Here is a 13,783-nt window from a genome sequence, read left to right as displayed (position 1 = left end):
CCGCCCGTGCTGCGCGGTGTCCGCATGGAGGCCGCGCTGCGCATGCTCGAGCTCGACGTCCGGCGCCGCCTGGACGGCCTGCTGCAGGGCAACCACCTCGGTCTCGTCCCGGGACCGGGCACCGAGCCCGGCGAGGCGCGGACCTACCAGCCCGGTGACGACGTGCGCCGGATGGACTGGGCGGTCACCGCGCGCACGACGGTCCCGCACATCCGCGAGACCGTCGCGGACCGCGAGCTCGAGACGTGGCTCGCCATCGACCTGTCGCCGTCGCTCGACTTCGGCACGGCGGCGTGCGAGAAGCGCGACCTGGCCATCGCCGCGACGGCCGCGGTCGCGCACCTGACGCGCGGCGGCGGCAACCGCATCGGCGCCGCGGTCTCGACGGGCGCGGAGAACATCCGCATCCCCGCCCGCGGCGGACTGGCGCACGCGCGCGGCATGATCCGCAAGATCGCCGAGACGCCCCGGGCGCCGGAGGGCACGCGCGGCGACCTGGCGGCGTTGCTGGAGCAGCTGCGCAGGCCTCCACGCCGGCGCGGCCTGATCGTGGTGATCTCCGACTTCCTCGGCGACGTGGAGTGGCAGCGACCGCTGCGGGCCCTGTCCGCACGGCACGACATCGTCGCCATCGAGGTCGTCGACCCGCGTGACGTCGACCTGCCCGAGGTCGGCACCGTCGTGCTGTCCGACCCGGAGAGCGGGCGGCAGCGCGAGGTGACCGCGTCGGCGTTGCTGCGCAAGGAGTTCAACGCCGCGGCCGCCGAGCACCGGGCCGAGGTGGCGGCGGGGCTGCGGCGCGCGGGCGCCGGGCACCTGGTGCTGCGCACCGACTCGGACTGGATCGCGGACACGGTTCGATTCGTGGTGGCGCGCAAGCGCCGCTGGTCCGGGGGTGTCGCATGAGCTTCTCCAACTTCGTCACCCCGTGGTGGTTCCTGCTGCTCGTCGCGGTCGGCCTGCTCGCCGCCGGGTACGTGGTGGTGCAGCGGATGCGCCGCAAGCGCGTGCTGCGGTTCACGAACCTCGAGCTGCTGGAGAAGGTCGCGCCCAAGCGGGAACGCTGGTCGCGGCACGTCCCGGCGGCGTTCCTGCTGGCGGCCCTGGCTTTGCTGACGGTGGCTCTCGCCGGGCCGACCTCCGAGCAACGGGTGCCGCGCAACCGCGCGACGGTCATGCTCGTGGTCGACGTGTCGCTGTCGATGAAGGCGACGGACGTGAAGCCGTCACGTCTGGAGGCCGCGCAGGTGGCCGCCAAGTCGTTCGCCGAAGGTCTCACGCCGGGCATCAACCTCGGCCTGATCTCGTTCGCCGGCTCGGCCACCGTGCTGGTCGCGCCGACCACCGACCGCGCCGCCGTCTCGCAGTCGATCGACGGGCTCAAGCTCGCCCAGTCGACCGCGACCGGTGACGCGCTGGTGGCCGCGATGGCGTCGATCGACTCGTTCGGCAAGGTCGTCGGCGGTGCCGAGGGCCCGCCGCCCGCCCGCATCGTGCTGATGACGGACGGCAAGGAGACCGTCGGCACCCGCAAGGCGTTCGACGCGGCCGAGGACGCGAAGAAGGCCGGGATCCCGATCTCCACGATCTCGTTCGGCACCGAGGAAGGCGTGGTCGACATCGAGGGCCGGCAGCAGTCCGTGCCCGTCGACGACGACTCGATGAAGGAGATCGCGAAGATCTCCGGCGGCGAGTTCTTCAAGGCCGCCTCGGCCGAGGAGCTGCGACGCGTCTACGACACGCTCGGCGAGCAGATCGGCTACGAGAAGAAGCAGGCGGACGCGTCGAAGCCGTGGCTGCTGCTCGGCACCCTCACGGCGATGTGCGCGGCCGCGGCCGCTTTGCTGCTGGGTCAACGCCTGCCGTAGGTGAGCAGCACGACTCCGTTGTCGAACGCCCTGGTGCCCTTGAGCGCCAGGGCGTTCGGCTTGCGGAAGAACGGCGTGCCGGCGCCGATCGCGACAGGGTTGACGTAGAGCCGGATCTCGTCGACCAGGTCGTGCTCGAAGAACGTCTGCAGCAGCTCGTTGCCGCCGACCATGACGTCGCCTTCGAGCGCGCGGATCTCGTCCGGGTCGACCTCGGTGCGCGTCTCGGTGTTCCACTCGGTGAACCGCCTCGTGCGCGAGTAGACGATCTTGCGGGTGTTCCGCCAGATCGGCGCGAAGTCGAGCATCGCCCGCGGCCAGTCGGGGTGGTCCTCGGCGTGCGGCCAGGCGGCGAGCATCAGCTCGTGGTTGCGGCGGCCGTCGATGAACGTGCCGAACCGCGCCAGTTCGGCGTTGATGTGGCTGTGCAGCTCGTCGCTCATGTGGTGCCAGTCGATGTCGTGGTCCGGGCCCTCGAAGAACCCGTCCAGGGAGATCGACGCCATGGTGCTGATCAACCGTGCAGCCTCCGGTACTCCGCCGCCGCACCGGGGTGCAGCGGCACCTTGCCCGTGTCGATGAGACTGCGCACGTCGAGGTACTGGGTGCCGAGCGCCTGCTGCGGCACGAGCTGCGCCGCCTTGCCCACGAGCATCCGCACGACGGCGCCCGCGTAGGCCGCGCTCAGGTCCGGGCGGCACACCAGCAGGTTCGGCGTGCCGATCGTCGGGATGTCGACGGGGGAGCCGTAGACGCCCATGCGCACGTCGACGCGTTCGTAGACCTTGCCGTGCTGCTGGCGCAACCTCGGCAGGAAGCCGTCCAGCGGCAGCAGCCTGATGCCGCTGGCCTTGTCGAGCTCCGGGGTCGGCACGCCGCCGGACCACAGCAGCGCGGCGATCTCGCCCGCCTTCAGCGCGTCCACGGCGTTGCGCAGCGGGTAGTGCTCCTCCCGCACGCCCAGCGCGAGCCGTTCGCCCTGCAGCGCGGCACCGGATCCCGTCGCGCCCAGCGAGACCGGTTTGCCGGCGAGGTCGGCCGGCGTGCGGTACGGGGAGGATTCGAGGACCACGAGCTGCAGGTAGTTCTCGTAGACGCGGCCGAGGGCCACGAGACCGGGTTCCAGGTGCGCGCTGTCGCTCAGCGTCAGGCCGATCTCGGCGGTGCCCTCGCGCAGGTGCTTCAGGTTGTCCGCGCTGCCGCCGGTCTGGATCGGCGTGATGGTGAGCGGGCTCGGGGCGAGGCGCGAGATCAGGGCGGCGAAGTCGTTGTAGAAACCGCCGGGCTCGCCGCCGGCGATCCTGATGGTGCCTTCGGGTTCCGAGGTGCCGCACGCGGTCAGGGCCAGCGTGCCGAGCAGGAGGGTGCGTCGCTTCACAGCAGCGGCTCCTTCGGCAGGTCCACCGTCACGACCAGGCCGTTGTCGGTGTGCAGCTTCAGCTTTCCGTTGTGCGCGGTGACGATCCGCTCCGCGATCGCGAGGCCGAGGCCGGTGCCGCGCTGCGAGTCGTCGCCGCGCCAGAAGCGTTCGGTGGCGTGTTTGATGTCCTTTTTGGACAGGCCTGGTCCGTTGTCCCGCACGGTGAGCGTGGCGCGGTCGCAGACGACGACGACCTCGGTGCCGCCGTACTTGATGGCGTTGTCCAGCACCACGTCCAGCACCTGGGCGAGGTCCGACACCGCGCACCGCACGAGGCCGGGCGCGCGGTCTTCGACGGTGATCGTGACGCCCTTCGCCTGCGCCGCCGCCCGCCACGCGTCGACCCGGTCGTGCGCGACGGCCCGGAGGTCGGCGAGCTCGGGTTCGACGCCGCCCGCGGCGCGTTCGGTGGCGGTGCTCTCGGCCGAGGCGAGGGCGAGCAGGCCGTCGAGCAGCGACTCCAGGCGTTCGACCTCGGTGAGCAGGGAACCGTTGGACGGCAGCATGTCCACGCGCAGCCGCAGTGCCGCCATGGGGTTGCGCAGCTGGTGCGAGGCGTCGGCGATGAGCCGCCGTTGCTGGTCCGCGGCCTCGGCGACGGCGTCGGACATGCGGTTGAACGACTCCGACAACGCCCGCAGCTCGGCCGGCCCTGCGGTGTCGGCGACGTGCGTGCGCCGCTGCCCTTCCGCCACGGCCCGCACGCCGCGGTCGAGCTCCTTCAACGGCCGCAGCAGCCAGCGGGAGACGACGAGCGCGAGCAGTACGCACGCGCAGGCCGCCACCAGGGCGCCGGCGAGCACGAGGGCCCAGCGCCGTGCCACGTCCAGAGCGGCCACGCGCGTGGAGGCACGCAGCACCACGGCGCCCGCGACCTTCGTGCCGATGCCGACGGGCCGCGCGAACAGCACGTCGCCGCCGCTCCACGGCATCACGGTCGGCACGGGCGCGGACGGCTGGTTCCGCAACGCCGCGTCGATCTGCGCCGACACGTCCGCCGCCTTCATGCCCGACTCGACGACCGGTGTGCCGGACGCGTCGACGACCACGATCTCCTCGCCGTAGACCTCGGCGTACCGCTCGGCCTCGGACACCACGACGTCCACGGGCAGCGTGGCGAAGCGGTCCAGGTCGGCGGTGCGGCTGATCACGAACTGCTGGGTGCGTTCCGACGCCGTGCTCATCAGCAACGGGAACGCGAACGCCGTCACCGCCGAGAGCGAGAACAGCAGCAGCACCAACAGAAGCCGTCGCCGCATCTATTCACCGAGCCGGTAGCCGAAACCGCGGATCGTGTGCAGCAGCCCGGGCCGGTCGAGCTTGGCGCGCAACTGCGTGAGGTGCACGTCGAGGGTCCGCGACACCGCCACGAACGCGTTGCCCCACACCTCGTCCATCAGCTGCTGCCGGCTCACCGCCGTGCCGGGCCTGCGCGCCAGTACGGCCAGCACGTCGAACTCCTTGGTGGTCAACGAGATCTCGCGTCCGCCGACCACGACCTGGCGGCTCTGCAGGTCGATCTCCACATCGGACACCCGCACCACGTCGTCCGGTTCCCGCGACCGCGCAGCGCTGCGCCGCGCCACCGCGTCGATGCGCGCCAGCAGCTCGGCCAGCCGCACGGGCTTGACCAGGTAGTCGTCCGCGCCGAGCCGGAGCCCCCGCACCACGGTGCGCTCGTCACCGCGGGCCGTCAGCACGAGCACGGGCACCGGGTCGATCTTGCGGAGCTTGCGCAGCACCTCCAGGCCGTCCTGGTCGGGCAGGCCGAGGTCGAGCAGCACCACGTCGGCGTCGCGGTGGGCGATCAGCGCGTCGGAACCCCGGCGCACGCGGGCAGGCCGGTGGCCGTTCGCCCGCAGTGCTTCCACCAGGGCGTCGGCGACACCGTCGTCGTCTTCGACCAACAGCACCCGCATGGGAGCAGTATCGCCCCCGCCGCCCGTTTCCGGGGCGTGTCGACGCGCCTAAGTGACTGTAAAGAAGCCTCAGAGGCCCAACCGGGCCGCCAGCGCGCTGGCCAGGTGGACGGGCTCGCGGTCGGTGGTGTGGCGGATCTGCGTGCGGCAGCTGAAGCCGTCCGCGATCACCAGGGCGTTCTCGTTGTCCCGCAACGCGGGCAGCAGGTCCTGCTCGGCGCACGCGATCGAGACGTCGTAGTGGCCCTTCTCGAAGCCGAAGTTGCCGGCGAGGCCGCAGCAGCCCTCGACGACCTCCGGCTTCAGCCCCGCCTTCGCCATCGCGGCGCGGTCGGGTTCGAAGCCCAGCTCGGCGTACTGGTGGCAGTGGGTCTGCACCACGGCGTCCCGCGCGCCTTCCAGCGACGGCAGTTTCGGCTCCACGTGCTCGGCGAACGTCCGGGTGGCCCGCGCCAGCGCTCGCACCGCCGGGTCGTCGGACATCTTCGGGGCCTCCACGCGGAGGAACGCGGTGCAGCTCGGTTCCAGGCCGATCACGGGAACGCCCTTGCCCGTCCACGGGTACAGCGCCCTCGCGGTGCGTTCGACGACCCGGCGGGCCTTCGGGAGCTGGCCCGTCGAGTGCCACGTCAGTCCACAGCAGACGTTCGCGGACGGCACCTCGACGCGGTTTCCCAGGTGCGCCAGGACGTTCGCGGCGTCGAGGCCGATGCCCGGCTCGAAGAAGTTCGTGAACGTGTCGGGGAACAGCAGCACCGGGTCGCCCTGGCCGAGCGCGTGCAGCCGGCGGACCAGGCTCGTGGTGGGGCGGGGCAGCTCGCGTTCGGGGGTGAGGCCCGCGAACCGGCCGAGTTTCGCGGTGAACCTGGTGACCAGCCCGTACTTCAGCCACGTCGGCAGCCAGCCCATGGCGTAGTGCGACCGCGGGCGCGGGCGTCGCCTGTAGTGCTCGTGCAGGAACTCGGCCTTGTAGCTCGCCATGTCGACGTCGACCGGGCAGTCGCGCTTGCAGCCCTTGCAGCCCAGGCAGAGGTCCAGCGCCTCGGCCACCTCCGGTGACCGCCAGCCGCCCTTGACCACGTCGCCGTTCAGCATCTCGAACAGCAGGTGCGCGCGGCCTCGCGTGGAGTGCTTCTCCTCGCGGGTGACCCGGTAGCTCGGGCACATCACGCCGCCGCGGGTGTTCAGGCACTTGCCGACGCCGACGCACCGCCGGGTGTCGCTCGCGAACTCCGCGCGGGTCGGGATCTTCGGTGGCGCGACGAGGATGCGCAGGTCGTCGTCGAGTTTCGACGGCTCCACGATCCGGCCGGGGTTGAGCAGGTTCGACGGGTCGAAGGCGTGCTTGAACTCCCGGAACGCCCTGATCGCCTCGGGCGGGTACATGCGGCTGAGCAGCTCGGAGCGCGCCTGGCCGTCGCCGTGCTCGCCGGACAGGCTGCCGCCGTGGCTCACGACGAGGTCCGCGGCGTCCTGGAGGAACTCCCGGTAGCCGTTCGCCAGGTCGAAGTCGATGCGGACGTGGATGCACCCCTCGCCGTAGTGGCCGTAGGTGATGCCGCGGCGTCCGTAGCCGGTCAGCAGCCGGTCGAAGTCGCGCAGGTAGGCGCCGAGGCGTTCCGGTGGCACGGCCGAGTCCTCCCAGCCGGACCAGGCCTCGCTGCCGTCGGCCATGCGGGTGGCGAGCCCGGCTCCGTCCTCGCGGATCCGCCACAGCGCCCGCTGGTGCGCCGGGTCGTGGATGACCATCGAGTTCTTCGTGATCGCGGCGACGCGCTCCGGGTGGTCCTCGACCTCGACGAACAGCCAGCTGCGGCCCTCCGGCAGGTCGGGGCGCGTGCGGACGCTGTGCACCAGGGACTCGTTCAGGCCCTCGATCGCGAGCGCGTCCTCGATCTGGGTGACCTGGTCGGCGGCCTCGTAGGTGTCCGCGAAACCGAGCACGACGAGGATCCGGCGCTCCGGCCGCCGCACGAGCCGGAGCTCCGCGCCGAGCAGCACCACGCACGTCCCCTCGGTGCCGACGAGCTGCTGCGTCAGCGTCGGGGCGTCCAGCGCGTACCCGCTGACGCGGCGGCTGAGCCGGGGGAACCACGCCGGGTCGTGCGACGGGAGGGCGAGCGGCGGGGGACTGGTCGTGTCGAACGTGCGGCCGTCGACGGTCAGCACCCGCAGGTTCGCGACGTTCTCGCTGGTCTTGCCCCATTTCACCGAATGCGCACCGCACGCGTTGTTGCCGATCATCCCGCCGATCGTGCAGCGCGAGTGCGTGGACGGGTCCGGACCGAAGAGGTACTCGCCGGCGCTGGCGTTGATCTTGTCGAGCACGGCGCCCGGCTGCGCGAACGCCCGGTCGCCGCTGATCTCGAACGCGTTCAGGTACCGGCTGAAGTCGATCACCAGGCCGGTGCCGCAGGCGTTGCCGGCGACGGACGTCCCCGCGCCGCGGCTCGTGATCGGCACTCGGTGCTCGGCGGCGATCCCGACGGCCGCGACCACGGCGTTCGTCGTGCGGGGACGGACGACCACGCGGGGCACGTGCCGGTAGTTCGACGCGTCCGCCGAGTACAGCGCCCGGCTGCCCGGGTCGTCGAGGACGTCGCCGTCGACCTCGCGGCGAAGCTGATCGAGAAAGGCCCGCATCACCCGATCATGCCCGCTCGGATGTGACATGGCTCCGCCGATGCCGATCTACCTGTCGGTAGCCGATAGCCTCACCCGGTCAACCAGCGGCGATTGCAGGGAGAGCTAGTGAGTCGGTCCGTTCTGGTCACCGGAGGCAACCGCGGTATCGGTCTCGCCATCGCGCAGGCGTTCGCGGCGCAGGGCGACAAGGTCGCGGTGACGCACCGCGGGTCCGGCGCTCCCGAAGGCCTGCTCGGCGTGAAGTGCGACGTGACGAACTCCGAAGAGATCGATGCCGCCTTCAGCGAGGTCGAGGCCGCGCACGGCCCCGTCGAGGTGCTCGTCTGCAACGCGGGCATCACGCAGGACACGCTGCTGCTGCGCATGAGCGAGGAGCAGTTCACCCAGGTCGTCGACGCGAACCTGACCGGCGCGTTCCGGTTCGCCCAGCGCGCCTCGCGCGGCATGCTGCGCAAGAAGTTCGGCCGCATCGTCTTCATCTCGTCGGTCGTCGGCCTCACCGGTGGCCCCGGCCAGGTCAACTACGCGGCGTCCAAGGCGGGCATGATCGGCATGGCCCGTTCGATCGCGCTGGAGCTCGGCTCGCGCAACATCACCGCGAACGTGGTCTCGCCCGGCTTCATCACCACGGACATGACGAACGAGCTGCCTGAGGCCGTCCGCGAGGCCGCGCTGAAGCAGATCCCCGCCGGTCGCTACGGTGCGGCCGACGAGATCGCGCGGGCCGTCACGTTCCTCGCGGCGAACGAGGCCGGCTACATCAACGGTGCCGTGCTGCCGGTCGACGGCGGCCTCGGCATGGGCCACTGAAGTTTCTCTTCTTCTTTCTGCGAAAGGGTTGGACCAAGTGACCGGACTGCTCGAAGGCAAGCGGCTGCTGATCACCGGTGTGATCACCGACGCGTCGATCGCCTTCCACGTCGCACGCGTCGCCCAGGAACAGGGCGCCGAGGTCGTGCTGACCGGGTTCGGCCGGATGAGCCTCGTGCAGCGCATCGCCCAGCGCCTGCCCAAGCCCGCGCCCGTCGTCGAGCTCGACGTGCAGAACCAGGAGCACCTGGACACGCTGGCCGACCGCGTCCGCGAGCACGTCGACGGCCTCGACGGCGTCGTGCACGCCATCGGCTTCGCCCCGCAGAGCTGCCTCGGCGCGCCGTTCATGGACGCGCCGTGGGAGGACGTCTCGGTCGCGATGCACGTCTCCGCGTACTCCTACAAGGCGCTCGTGCAGGCCGTTCGCCCGTTGCTGTCGCACGGCTCGTCGGTCGTCGGCCTCGACTTCGACGCCCGCCAGGCGTGGCCCGCCTACAACTGGATGGGCGCGGCGAAGGCGGCGTTCGAGTCGATCAACCGCTACATGGCGCGCGACCTCGGCCCGGACGGCATCCGCGTGAACCTGATCTCGGCCGGCCCGGTCCGCACCATGGCCGCGAAGTCCATCCCGGGCTTCGGCGAGTTGGAGAAGATGTGGGGCGAGAAGGCTCCGCTGTCGTGGGACGTCGACGACCCGACGCCGGTCGCGAAGTCGGTCTGCGGCCTGCTGTCCGACTGGTTCCCGGCCACCACGGGCTCGATGGTGTTCGTCGACGGCGGCGTGCACTTCCTCGGTCTCTGAGGTCACATGCGTTCGTCATGTGAGGTGTTCGGGCGTCTGATTGGATGGAGCGGTGAGTTTCGATGCGCTGCTCTGGCTGTCGTTCGGCGGCCCAGAAGGTCCTGAAGACGTCCGTCCCTTCCTGGAGAACGTGGTCCGCGGACGTGGCGTGCCGCCGGAGCGGCTGGACGAGGTCGAGGCCCACTACCAGCACTTCGGCGGCGTGTCGCCGATCAACCGCCTGAACCTCGAGGCGATCGAGGCCGTGCGCGCCACCGGTTTCGAGCTGCCGATCTACTTCGGCAACCGCAACTGGCACCCCATGGTCGAGGACACCGTCGCGCAGATGAAGGCGGACGGTGTTCGCCGCGCGCTCGTGTTCCCGACGAGCGCGTACGGCGGCTATTCCGCGTGCCGCCAGTACGACGAGGACATCGTGCGGGCGCTGCAGGCCGTTCCGGACGGCCCCGAACTGGTGAAGCTGCGCCAGTTCTTCGACCACCCGCTGTTCATCTCCGCCTTCGCCGACGGCGTGCGTGCCGCGGCGGCGTCCCTGCAGGGCGCGTACCGCCTGGTCTTCACCGCGCACTCGGTGCCGGTGTCGGCCGACAAGGCCGCCGGTCCGCCCTCCGAGGGCGGCTTCCGCTACTCGCGCCAGGTCGTCGAGGCGTCCCGCCTGGTCGCCGCCGAGCTGGGCGTCACCGAGTACGACGTGGTGTGGCAGTCGCGGTCCGGCCCGCCGCAGATCCCGTGGCTGGAGCCCGACATCGTCGACCACGTCGACGCCCTGCACGCCAAGGGCGTCACCGGCGTCGTCGTGTGCCCGATCGGGTTCGTGTCCGACCACCTCGAGGTGGTGTGGGACCTCGACACCGAGGCGCGCGACCGTGCCGCGGAGCTGGGCATGGAGTTCGCCCGCGCCGCCACGCCGAACGCGGACCCCCGCTTCGCCGAGCTCGTGGTGGAGCTGGTCGCGGAGCACACGTCCGGGGCTCCGGCGCGGAAGCTCTCCTCGTTCACCTCGGCCGGGTGCACGGTGAACGGGGCTCCTTGCGCGCCGCTGTGCTGCGAGCCGGTGAAGAGGCCCGTGCGGCCCTAGCGTCCCTGCAAGGCGGCGGTCAGCGCCTGCTCGGCGTTGCCGGGCAGGGCGCCGTCGTGGTCGAGGGCGTACCGGATGACCGCGCGGAACTCGTCGCTGAAGCGCGAGTAGTACGGGGTGACCGGGCGCAGCCGGGCGTCCTCGATGGCGTCCAGCAGGGTGCCGGCGTACGGGTGCTGGGTGGCGATCCGGCTGTCCTGGTAGACGATGCCGCGGGTGGCGGCGAGCCCTCCTCGTTCGAAGAGGATCTGCTGGCTGCGGGGGCCGGTGAGGAACTCGATGAGGGCCTGGGCGGCGCGGGGTTTGGTGGACGTGGCCGAGATGGCGAGGTTCTGGCCACCCAGCACGCTCGGTCCCGTCAGCTGCGTCACCTCGAAGTCGATGCGCGGGCGGCCCGCCGACTCGTCCTGGTTGCCCTGCAGGATGCGGTGGGCCACCGGCCAGTTGCGCATGAAGGCGATCTTGCCGTCGCGGAACGCCTGGGTCGTGAGCTGCTCGGTCTGCTCACGGGACTCGGGCAGCACCACCGGCCGCTCACCCCGCAGGCCGTCGGCGAGCCAGCGCAGGGCGCGGCGGGTGCGTTCGGAGTCGATCACGACCTTGCCGGCCTCGTCGACGACGTCGCCCTTCTCCGCCCAGATCAGCTCCAGGGCGTTGACCGTGAGGCCCTCGTAGTCGGCGAGCTGGCCCGCGTAGCCCGCGGTGAGCCGGGTGTCCTGCGAGGCCCGCAGCACGCGGGTGGAGGTCTTGGTGATGTCGTCGAGCTCCAACGGATCTTCCTGCACCAGGTCCTTGCGGTAGAAGAGCAGGCCCGCGTCCGTGTTGAACGGCAACGCCCACAGCACGCCCTGGTAGCGGCAGCTCTCCAGCGGGCGGCGCAGGAACCCGCTGGTGTCCACGGTGGACAGCGGGCGCAGGTAGCCGGAGTGGGCGAACTCGGCGGTCCACGTGACGTCGAGGTTGAACACGTCGACGGCGCCGGTCTTCTCCTTGGCCCTCGCGACCATCTCGCTGCGCTGGCCGTCCGCCTCCACCGGAAGCTCGACGATCTCCGCCGGGTGCTCGGGGTGCTCGGCGTTCCACTGCTTGATCAACGCGCTGCGCTGGCCGCCGTCGCTCTGGTCGCGGCCGCTGAGCACGACGAGCTTGCCCTTCTCCCACTCCGTCGACTCGCGGAACAGCGGCTGCACCCCGTTGGTGAACAGGATCGTCAGCACGATGCCGACGGCCACGCCCATCGCGAGCCACGACCGGTTCGCCCAGACCACGCCGGGCGGGCCCAGTCTCGGCAAGGCCGCCCACGTGCGCCGCAACCACCTCATCCAGCCCCTCCCCACACCCGGCGGAACAGGGCCGCCAGGTCGTCCCCGAGCGTGTCGGCCGTCGAGTCGCGGCACTCGCCGCCCGACGCGTCCGTGATCGCCGTCAGCGCGTGCGTCGCGCAGCTCGCGCCGCCGACGGCGATCACGAACACGCGGATCCCCTTGCGCCGCACCGCGTCCACGACGTCCTGCCGGGTCTGCAGGCTCGTCGTGTCCTCACCGTCGGTCAGCGCGATCACCGCGCCGACGTGGCCCGCGTCGTCGGCGCCGATCCGGTCGAGGCTGTCGACGACCGCCTGGTGCAGCGGTGTGCCCCCGGACGGCCGGACCGTGCTCAGCGCGGCGGCCGCGGCCTCCTTGTCGCGGCGGCCGACCGGGATGAGCGGCCGCACCTCGGTGCCGCTGAACACGGACAGGCCGTAGGTGTCCCTCGGACCCATCTGAGCGAGGGCCTTGGCGACGCCGTCGACCGCCACGGCGAACCGCGTCTCCCCGGTCGGCGTCGGCTCGGTCATCGACCCGGACGCGTCGAGCGTGAGCCAGACGCGGCCGTCCCTCTTGGCCTGCTCGTACCTCTTCTGGAACGAGGCCTGCGCCGCCTCGTCCGGAACGGCCTCGGCGCGGTCGAGCGCCAGACCGGCCCGCACGCCGAGCTCCTCGCGGAACTCGGCGCCCGCCGCCTGCGCAGCCGGACGCAGCCCGGCCGCGTTGAGCGCCGTCATGCCCTCCTGCGTGCCCAGCCAGGCCTGGAACCGCCTCGCCGGCTCGCGGGCGGCGTGGTTCGACACGTCCGCCGCGTCCCACGAGACCAGGTTCACCGGGTAGTCGGCGAGGTAGGTGTCCGCCGGGTACAGGGCCGTGAGGCACGGCTTCCGCGCGCAGCTCGTCCTGTTGTACCGCAGCAGCACCTGCTCGGTCGTGATCATCGCCGCACCCGGTCGCGGCCGGTCGGCCTCCTCGACCCGGCGCTCCACGACGGCGGGGTCGAGCGACTCGTACAGCGCCGTCGTGGCGAGCCTGCCGTCGGTCGCGACCAGCGGGTTCGGCCTGACGACCGGGATGGCCGCCCCGGTCACGGCGGTCAGCGCCTCGCCCCACGTCGCCGGTGTGGCGGGGACGCCGCCCTGCACCTCCTGAGCGGGCACCCCGAGCACGACGGGGGAGAACGCGACAGGCTTGCCCTGCTCGACGTGCACCGCCGACCCGATGCCCCTCGTGCGGCGCACCACCTCGGCCGTCTCCGCGGTCGAGTCGGGCACCCACACGTCCGGGTGCGGCCCGATCTCCCGCAGCGCCTGCGACGACCAGGAGGACCGCAGGGCGACCGCGCCCTGGTCGCCCGCCGCCGAGAAGACGTACAGCCGCGCCGTGCGGCACCCGTGGTTCTCCGCCGCCGTCCGCAGCTCGAACTTCCGCGCCACGTCCCCGAAGGCGGGCGCCGCGTCCTTCGACGTCAGCACGCGCACCTCGGTCGGCTGGGGGCAGCCGAGCAGCAGCACCCGCCCGTAGGCGACCACCGGCGGCCCGGCGAGCGCGATCACGCCCGCCGCGGCCAGCAGCACGGCCGTGAACACCACCCAGCGCAACCGGATGCGCTTGGCCAGCTGGTTCAGCCGGTCGATCGCGGACGCGGACAGCACGAGGAGCGTGGCACCGATGCCGTAGAGCACCCACGACTGCCACGTCGTGAGCGAGCCCGTGGCCGTCTCCGACAGCAGGTGCCCGGCGACCGCGGCCAGCATGAGGGCGCCCGCGTACCGGGGTGCCGTGCTCGACCGGCGCTGGTCGACGTCCTCCATCCCGCGTCCTCCCCACCGGGCACCTTATGCGGCGCCACCGGCAGTTCCGGGGGAGTTGCCGGGTCAGGTGGGACAGCGGGAGGAGAACCACTCGTTCGGGTCAGCGCGGACCCGTG

At 71.8% G+C, this 13,783-nt stretch carries 12 protein-coding genes; 5 read left to right on the top strand and 7 right to left on the bottom strand.

Annotation, left to right across the window (positions count from 1 at the left end):
• Nucleotides 1–24: 24 nt before the first annotated feature.
• Nucleotides 25–906 carry a DUF58 domain-containing protein gene (locus tag V1227_RS14495; RefSeq protein WP_442916532.1) on the top strand — a complete coding sequence of 294 codons (882 nt, stop codon included), beginning with the start codon at nucleotides 25–27 and terminating at the stop codon, nucleotides 904–906.
• A complete protein-coding gene (locus V1227_RS14490) occupies nucleotides 903–1,868 on the top strand; it encodes a VWA domain-containing protein (protein ID WP_329793087.1) in 966 nt (321 codons plus the stop codon). The genes V1227_RS14495 and V1227_RS14490 overlap by 4 nt, the downstream gene beginning before the upstream one ends.
• Here V1227_RS14490 and V1227_RS14485 read toward each other — a convergent pair.
• The 5 genes from V1227_RS14485 to V1227_RS14465 form a co-directional block, all read right to left on the bottom strand.
• Entirely contained in the window at nucleotides 1,853–2,386 is a 534-nt protein-coding gene (locus V1227_RS14485; protein ID WP_329793086.1) for a dihydrofolate reductase family protein, read from the bottom strand. The two genes, V1227_RS14490 and V1227_RS14485, sit on opposite strands and share 16 nt — an antisense overlap.
• Entirely contained in the window at nucleotides 2,383–3,246 is an 864-nt protein-coding gene (locus tag V1227_RS14480; protein ID WP_329793085.1) for a TAXI family TRAP transporter solute-binding subunit, read from the bottom strand. The genes V1227_RS14485 and V1227_RS14480 overlap by 4 nt, the downstream gene beginning before the upstream one ends.
• Nucleotides 3,243–4,547: a sensor histidine kinase gene (locus tag V1227_RS14475; RefSeq protein WP_329793084.1), complete on the bottom strand. Its 1,305-nt coding sequence runs from the start codon at nucleotides 4,545–4,547 to the stop codon at nucleotides 3,243–3,245. The genes V1227_RS14480 and V1227_RS14475 overlap by 4 nt, the downstream gene beginning before the upstream one ends.
• Nucleotides 4,548–5,207, bottom strand: a complete 660-nt coding sequence (locus tag V1227_RS14470; protein WP_329793083.1) for a response regulator transcription factor — start codon at nucleotides 5,205–5,207, stop codon at nucleotides 4,548–4,550. It lies immediately after the preceding gene.
• Between the two features lie 69 nt (nucleotides 5,208–5,276).
• The gene (locus tag V1227_RS14465; protein ID WP_329793082.1) at nucleotides 5,277–7,850 is read right to left on the bottom strand and encodes an FAD-binding and (Fe-S)-binding domain-containing protein; all 2,574 of its coding nucleotides are present in this window, start codon (nucleotides 7,848–7,850) and stop codon (nucleotides 5,277–5,279) included.
• 108 nt (nucleotides 7,851–7,958) lie between these two features.
• Here V1227_RS14465 and V1227_RS14460 point away from each other — a divergent pair, with 108 nt between their 5' ends.
• Genes V1227_RS14460 through V1227_RS14450 form a run of 3 tightly spaced genes read left to right on the top strand, consistent with a single transcriptional unit; the run spans nucleotide 7,959 to nucleotide 10,546 of the window.
• Nucleotides 7,959–8,663 (top strand): beta-ketoacyl-ACP reductase, encoded by a 705-nt coding sequence (locus tag V1227_RS14460; protein WP_329793081.1) that lies wholly within the window; start codon nucleotides 7,959–7,961, stop codon nucleotides 8,661–8,663.
• A gap of 37 nt (nucleotides 8,664–8,700) precedes the next feature.
• Nucleotides 8,701–9,468, top strand: a complete 768-nt coding sequence (gene fabI / locus V1227_RS14455; protein WP_089912176.1) for an enoyl-ACP reductase FabI — start codon at nucleotides 8,701–8,703, stop codon at nucleotides 9,466–9,468.
• Nucleotides 9,469–9,520: 52 nt separating this feature from the next.
• Nucleotides 9,521–10,546, top strand: coding sequence for a ferrochelatase (locus V1227_RS14450; protein ID WP_329793079.1), 1,026 nt, complete (start codon nucleotides 9,521–9,523; stop codon nucleotides 10,544–10,546).
• Here V1227_RS14450 and V1227_RS14445 read toward each other — a convergent pair.
• Complete coding sequence (locus V1227_RS14445; RefSeq protein WP_329793078.1) at nucleotides 10,543–11,868, bottom strand: extracellular solute-binding protein; 1,326 nt, start codon at nucleotides 11,866–11,868, stop codon at nucleotides 10,543–10,545. The genes V1227_RS14450 and V1227_RS14445 overlap by 4 nt on opposite strands.
• Nucleotides 11,865–13,667, bottom strand: coding sequence for a vWA domain-containing protein (locus V1227_RS14440; protein ID WP_329793076.1), 1,803 nt, complete (start codon nucleotides 13,665–13,667; stop codon nucleotides 11,865–11,867). The genes V1227_RS14445 and V1227_RS14440 overlap by 4 nt, the downstream gene beginning before the upstream one ends.
• Between the last annotated feature and the right edge of the window lie 116 nt (nucleotides 13,668–13,783).

Source organism: Lentzea sp. DG1S-22 (assembly GCF_036321065.1).
Lineage (GTDB): Bacteria > Actinomycetota > Actinomycetes > Mycobacteriales > Pseudonocardiaceae > Lentzea > Lentzea jiangxiensis.
Note: the sequence above shows the minus strand (reverse complement) of the source record. Positions and strands in the feature narration are given on the sequence as shown.

What these genes read in the sequence shown, in the direction of transcription:
- V1227_RS14495 (WP_442916532.1), top strand. Translation starts at nt 25, where the DNA reads ATGGAGGCCGCGCTGCGCATGCTCGAGCTCGACGTCCGGCGCCGCCTG.
- V1227_RS14490 (WP_329793087.1), top strand. Translation starts at nt 903, where the DNA reads ATGAGCTTCTCCAACTTCGTCACCCCGTGGTGGTTCCTGCTGCTCGTC.
- V1227_RS14475 (WP_329793084.1), bottom strand. Translation starts at nt 4,547, where the DNA reads ATGCGGCGACGGCTTCTGTTGGTGCTGCTGCTGTTCTCGCTCTCGGCG.
- V1227_RS14470 (WP_329793083.1), bottom strand. Translation starts at nt 5,207, where the DNA reads ATGCGGGTGCTGTTGGTCGAAGACGACGACGGTGTCGCCGACGCCCTG.
- V1227_RS14465 (WP_329793082.1), bottom strand. Translation starts at nt 7,850, where the DNA reads ATGCGGGCCTTTCTCGATCAGCTTCGCCGCGAGGTCGACGGCGACGTC.
- V1227_RS14445 (WP_329793078.1), bottom strand. Translation starts at nt 11,868, where the DNA reads ATGAGGTGGTTGCGGCGCACGTGGGCGGCCTTGCCGAGACTGGGCCCG.
- V1227_RS14440 (WP_329793076.1), bottom strand. Translation starts at nt 13,667, where the DNA reads ATGGAGGACGTCGACCAGCGCCGGTCGAGCACGGCACCCCGGTACGCG.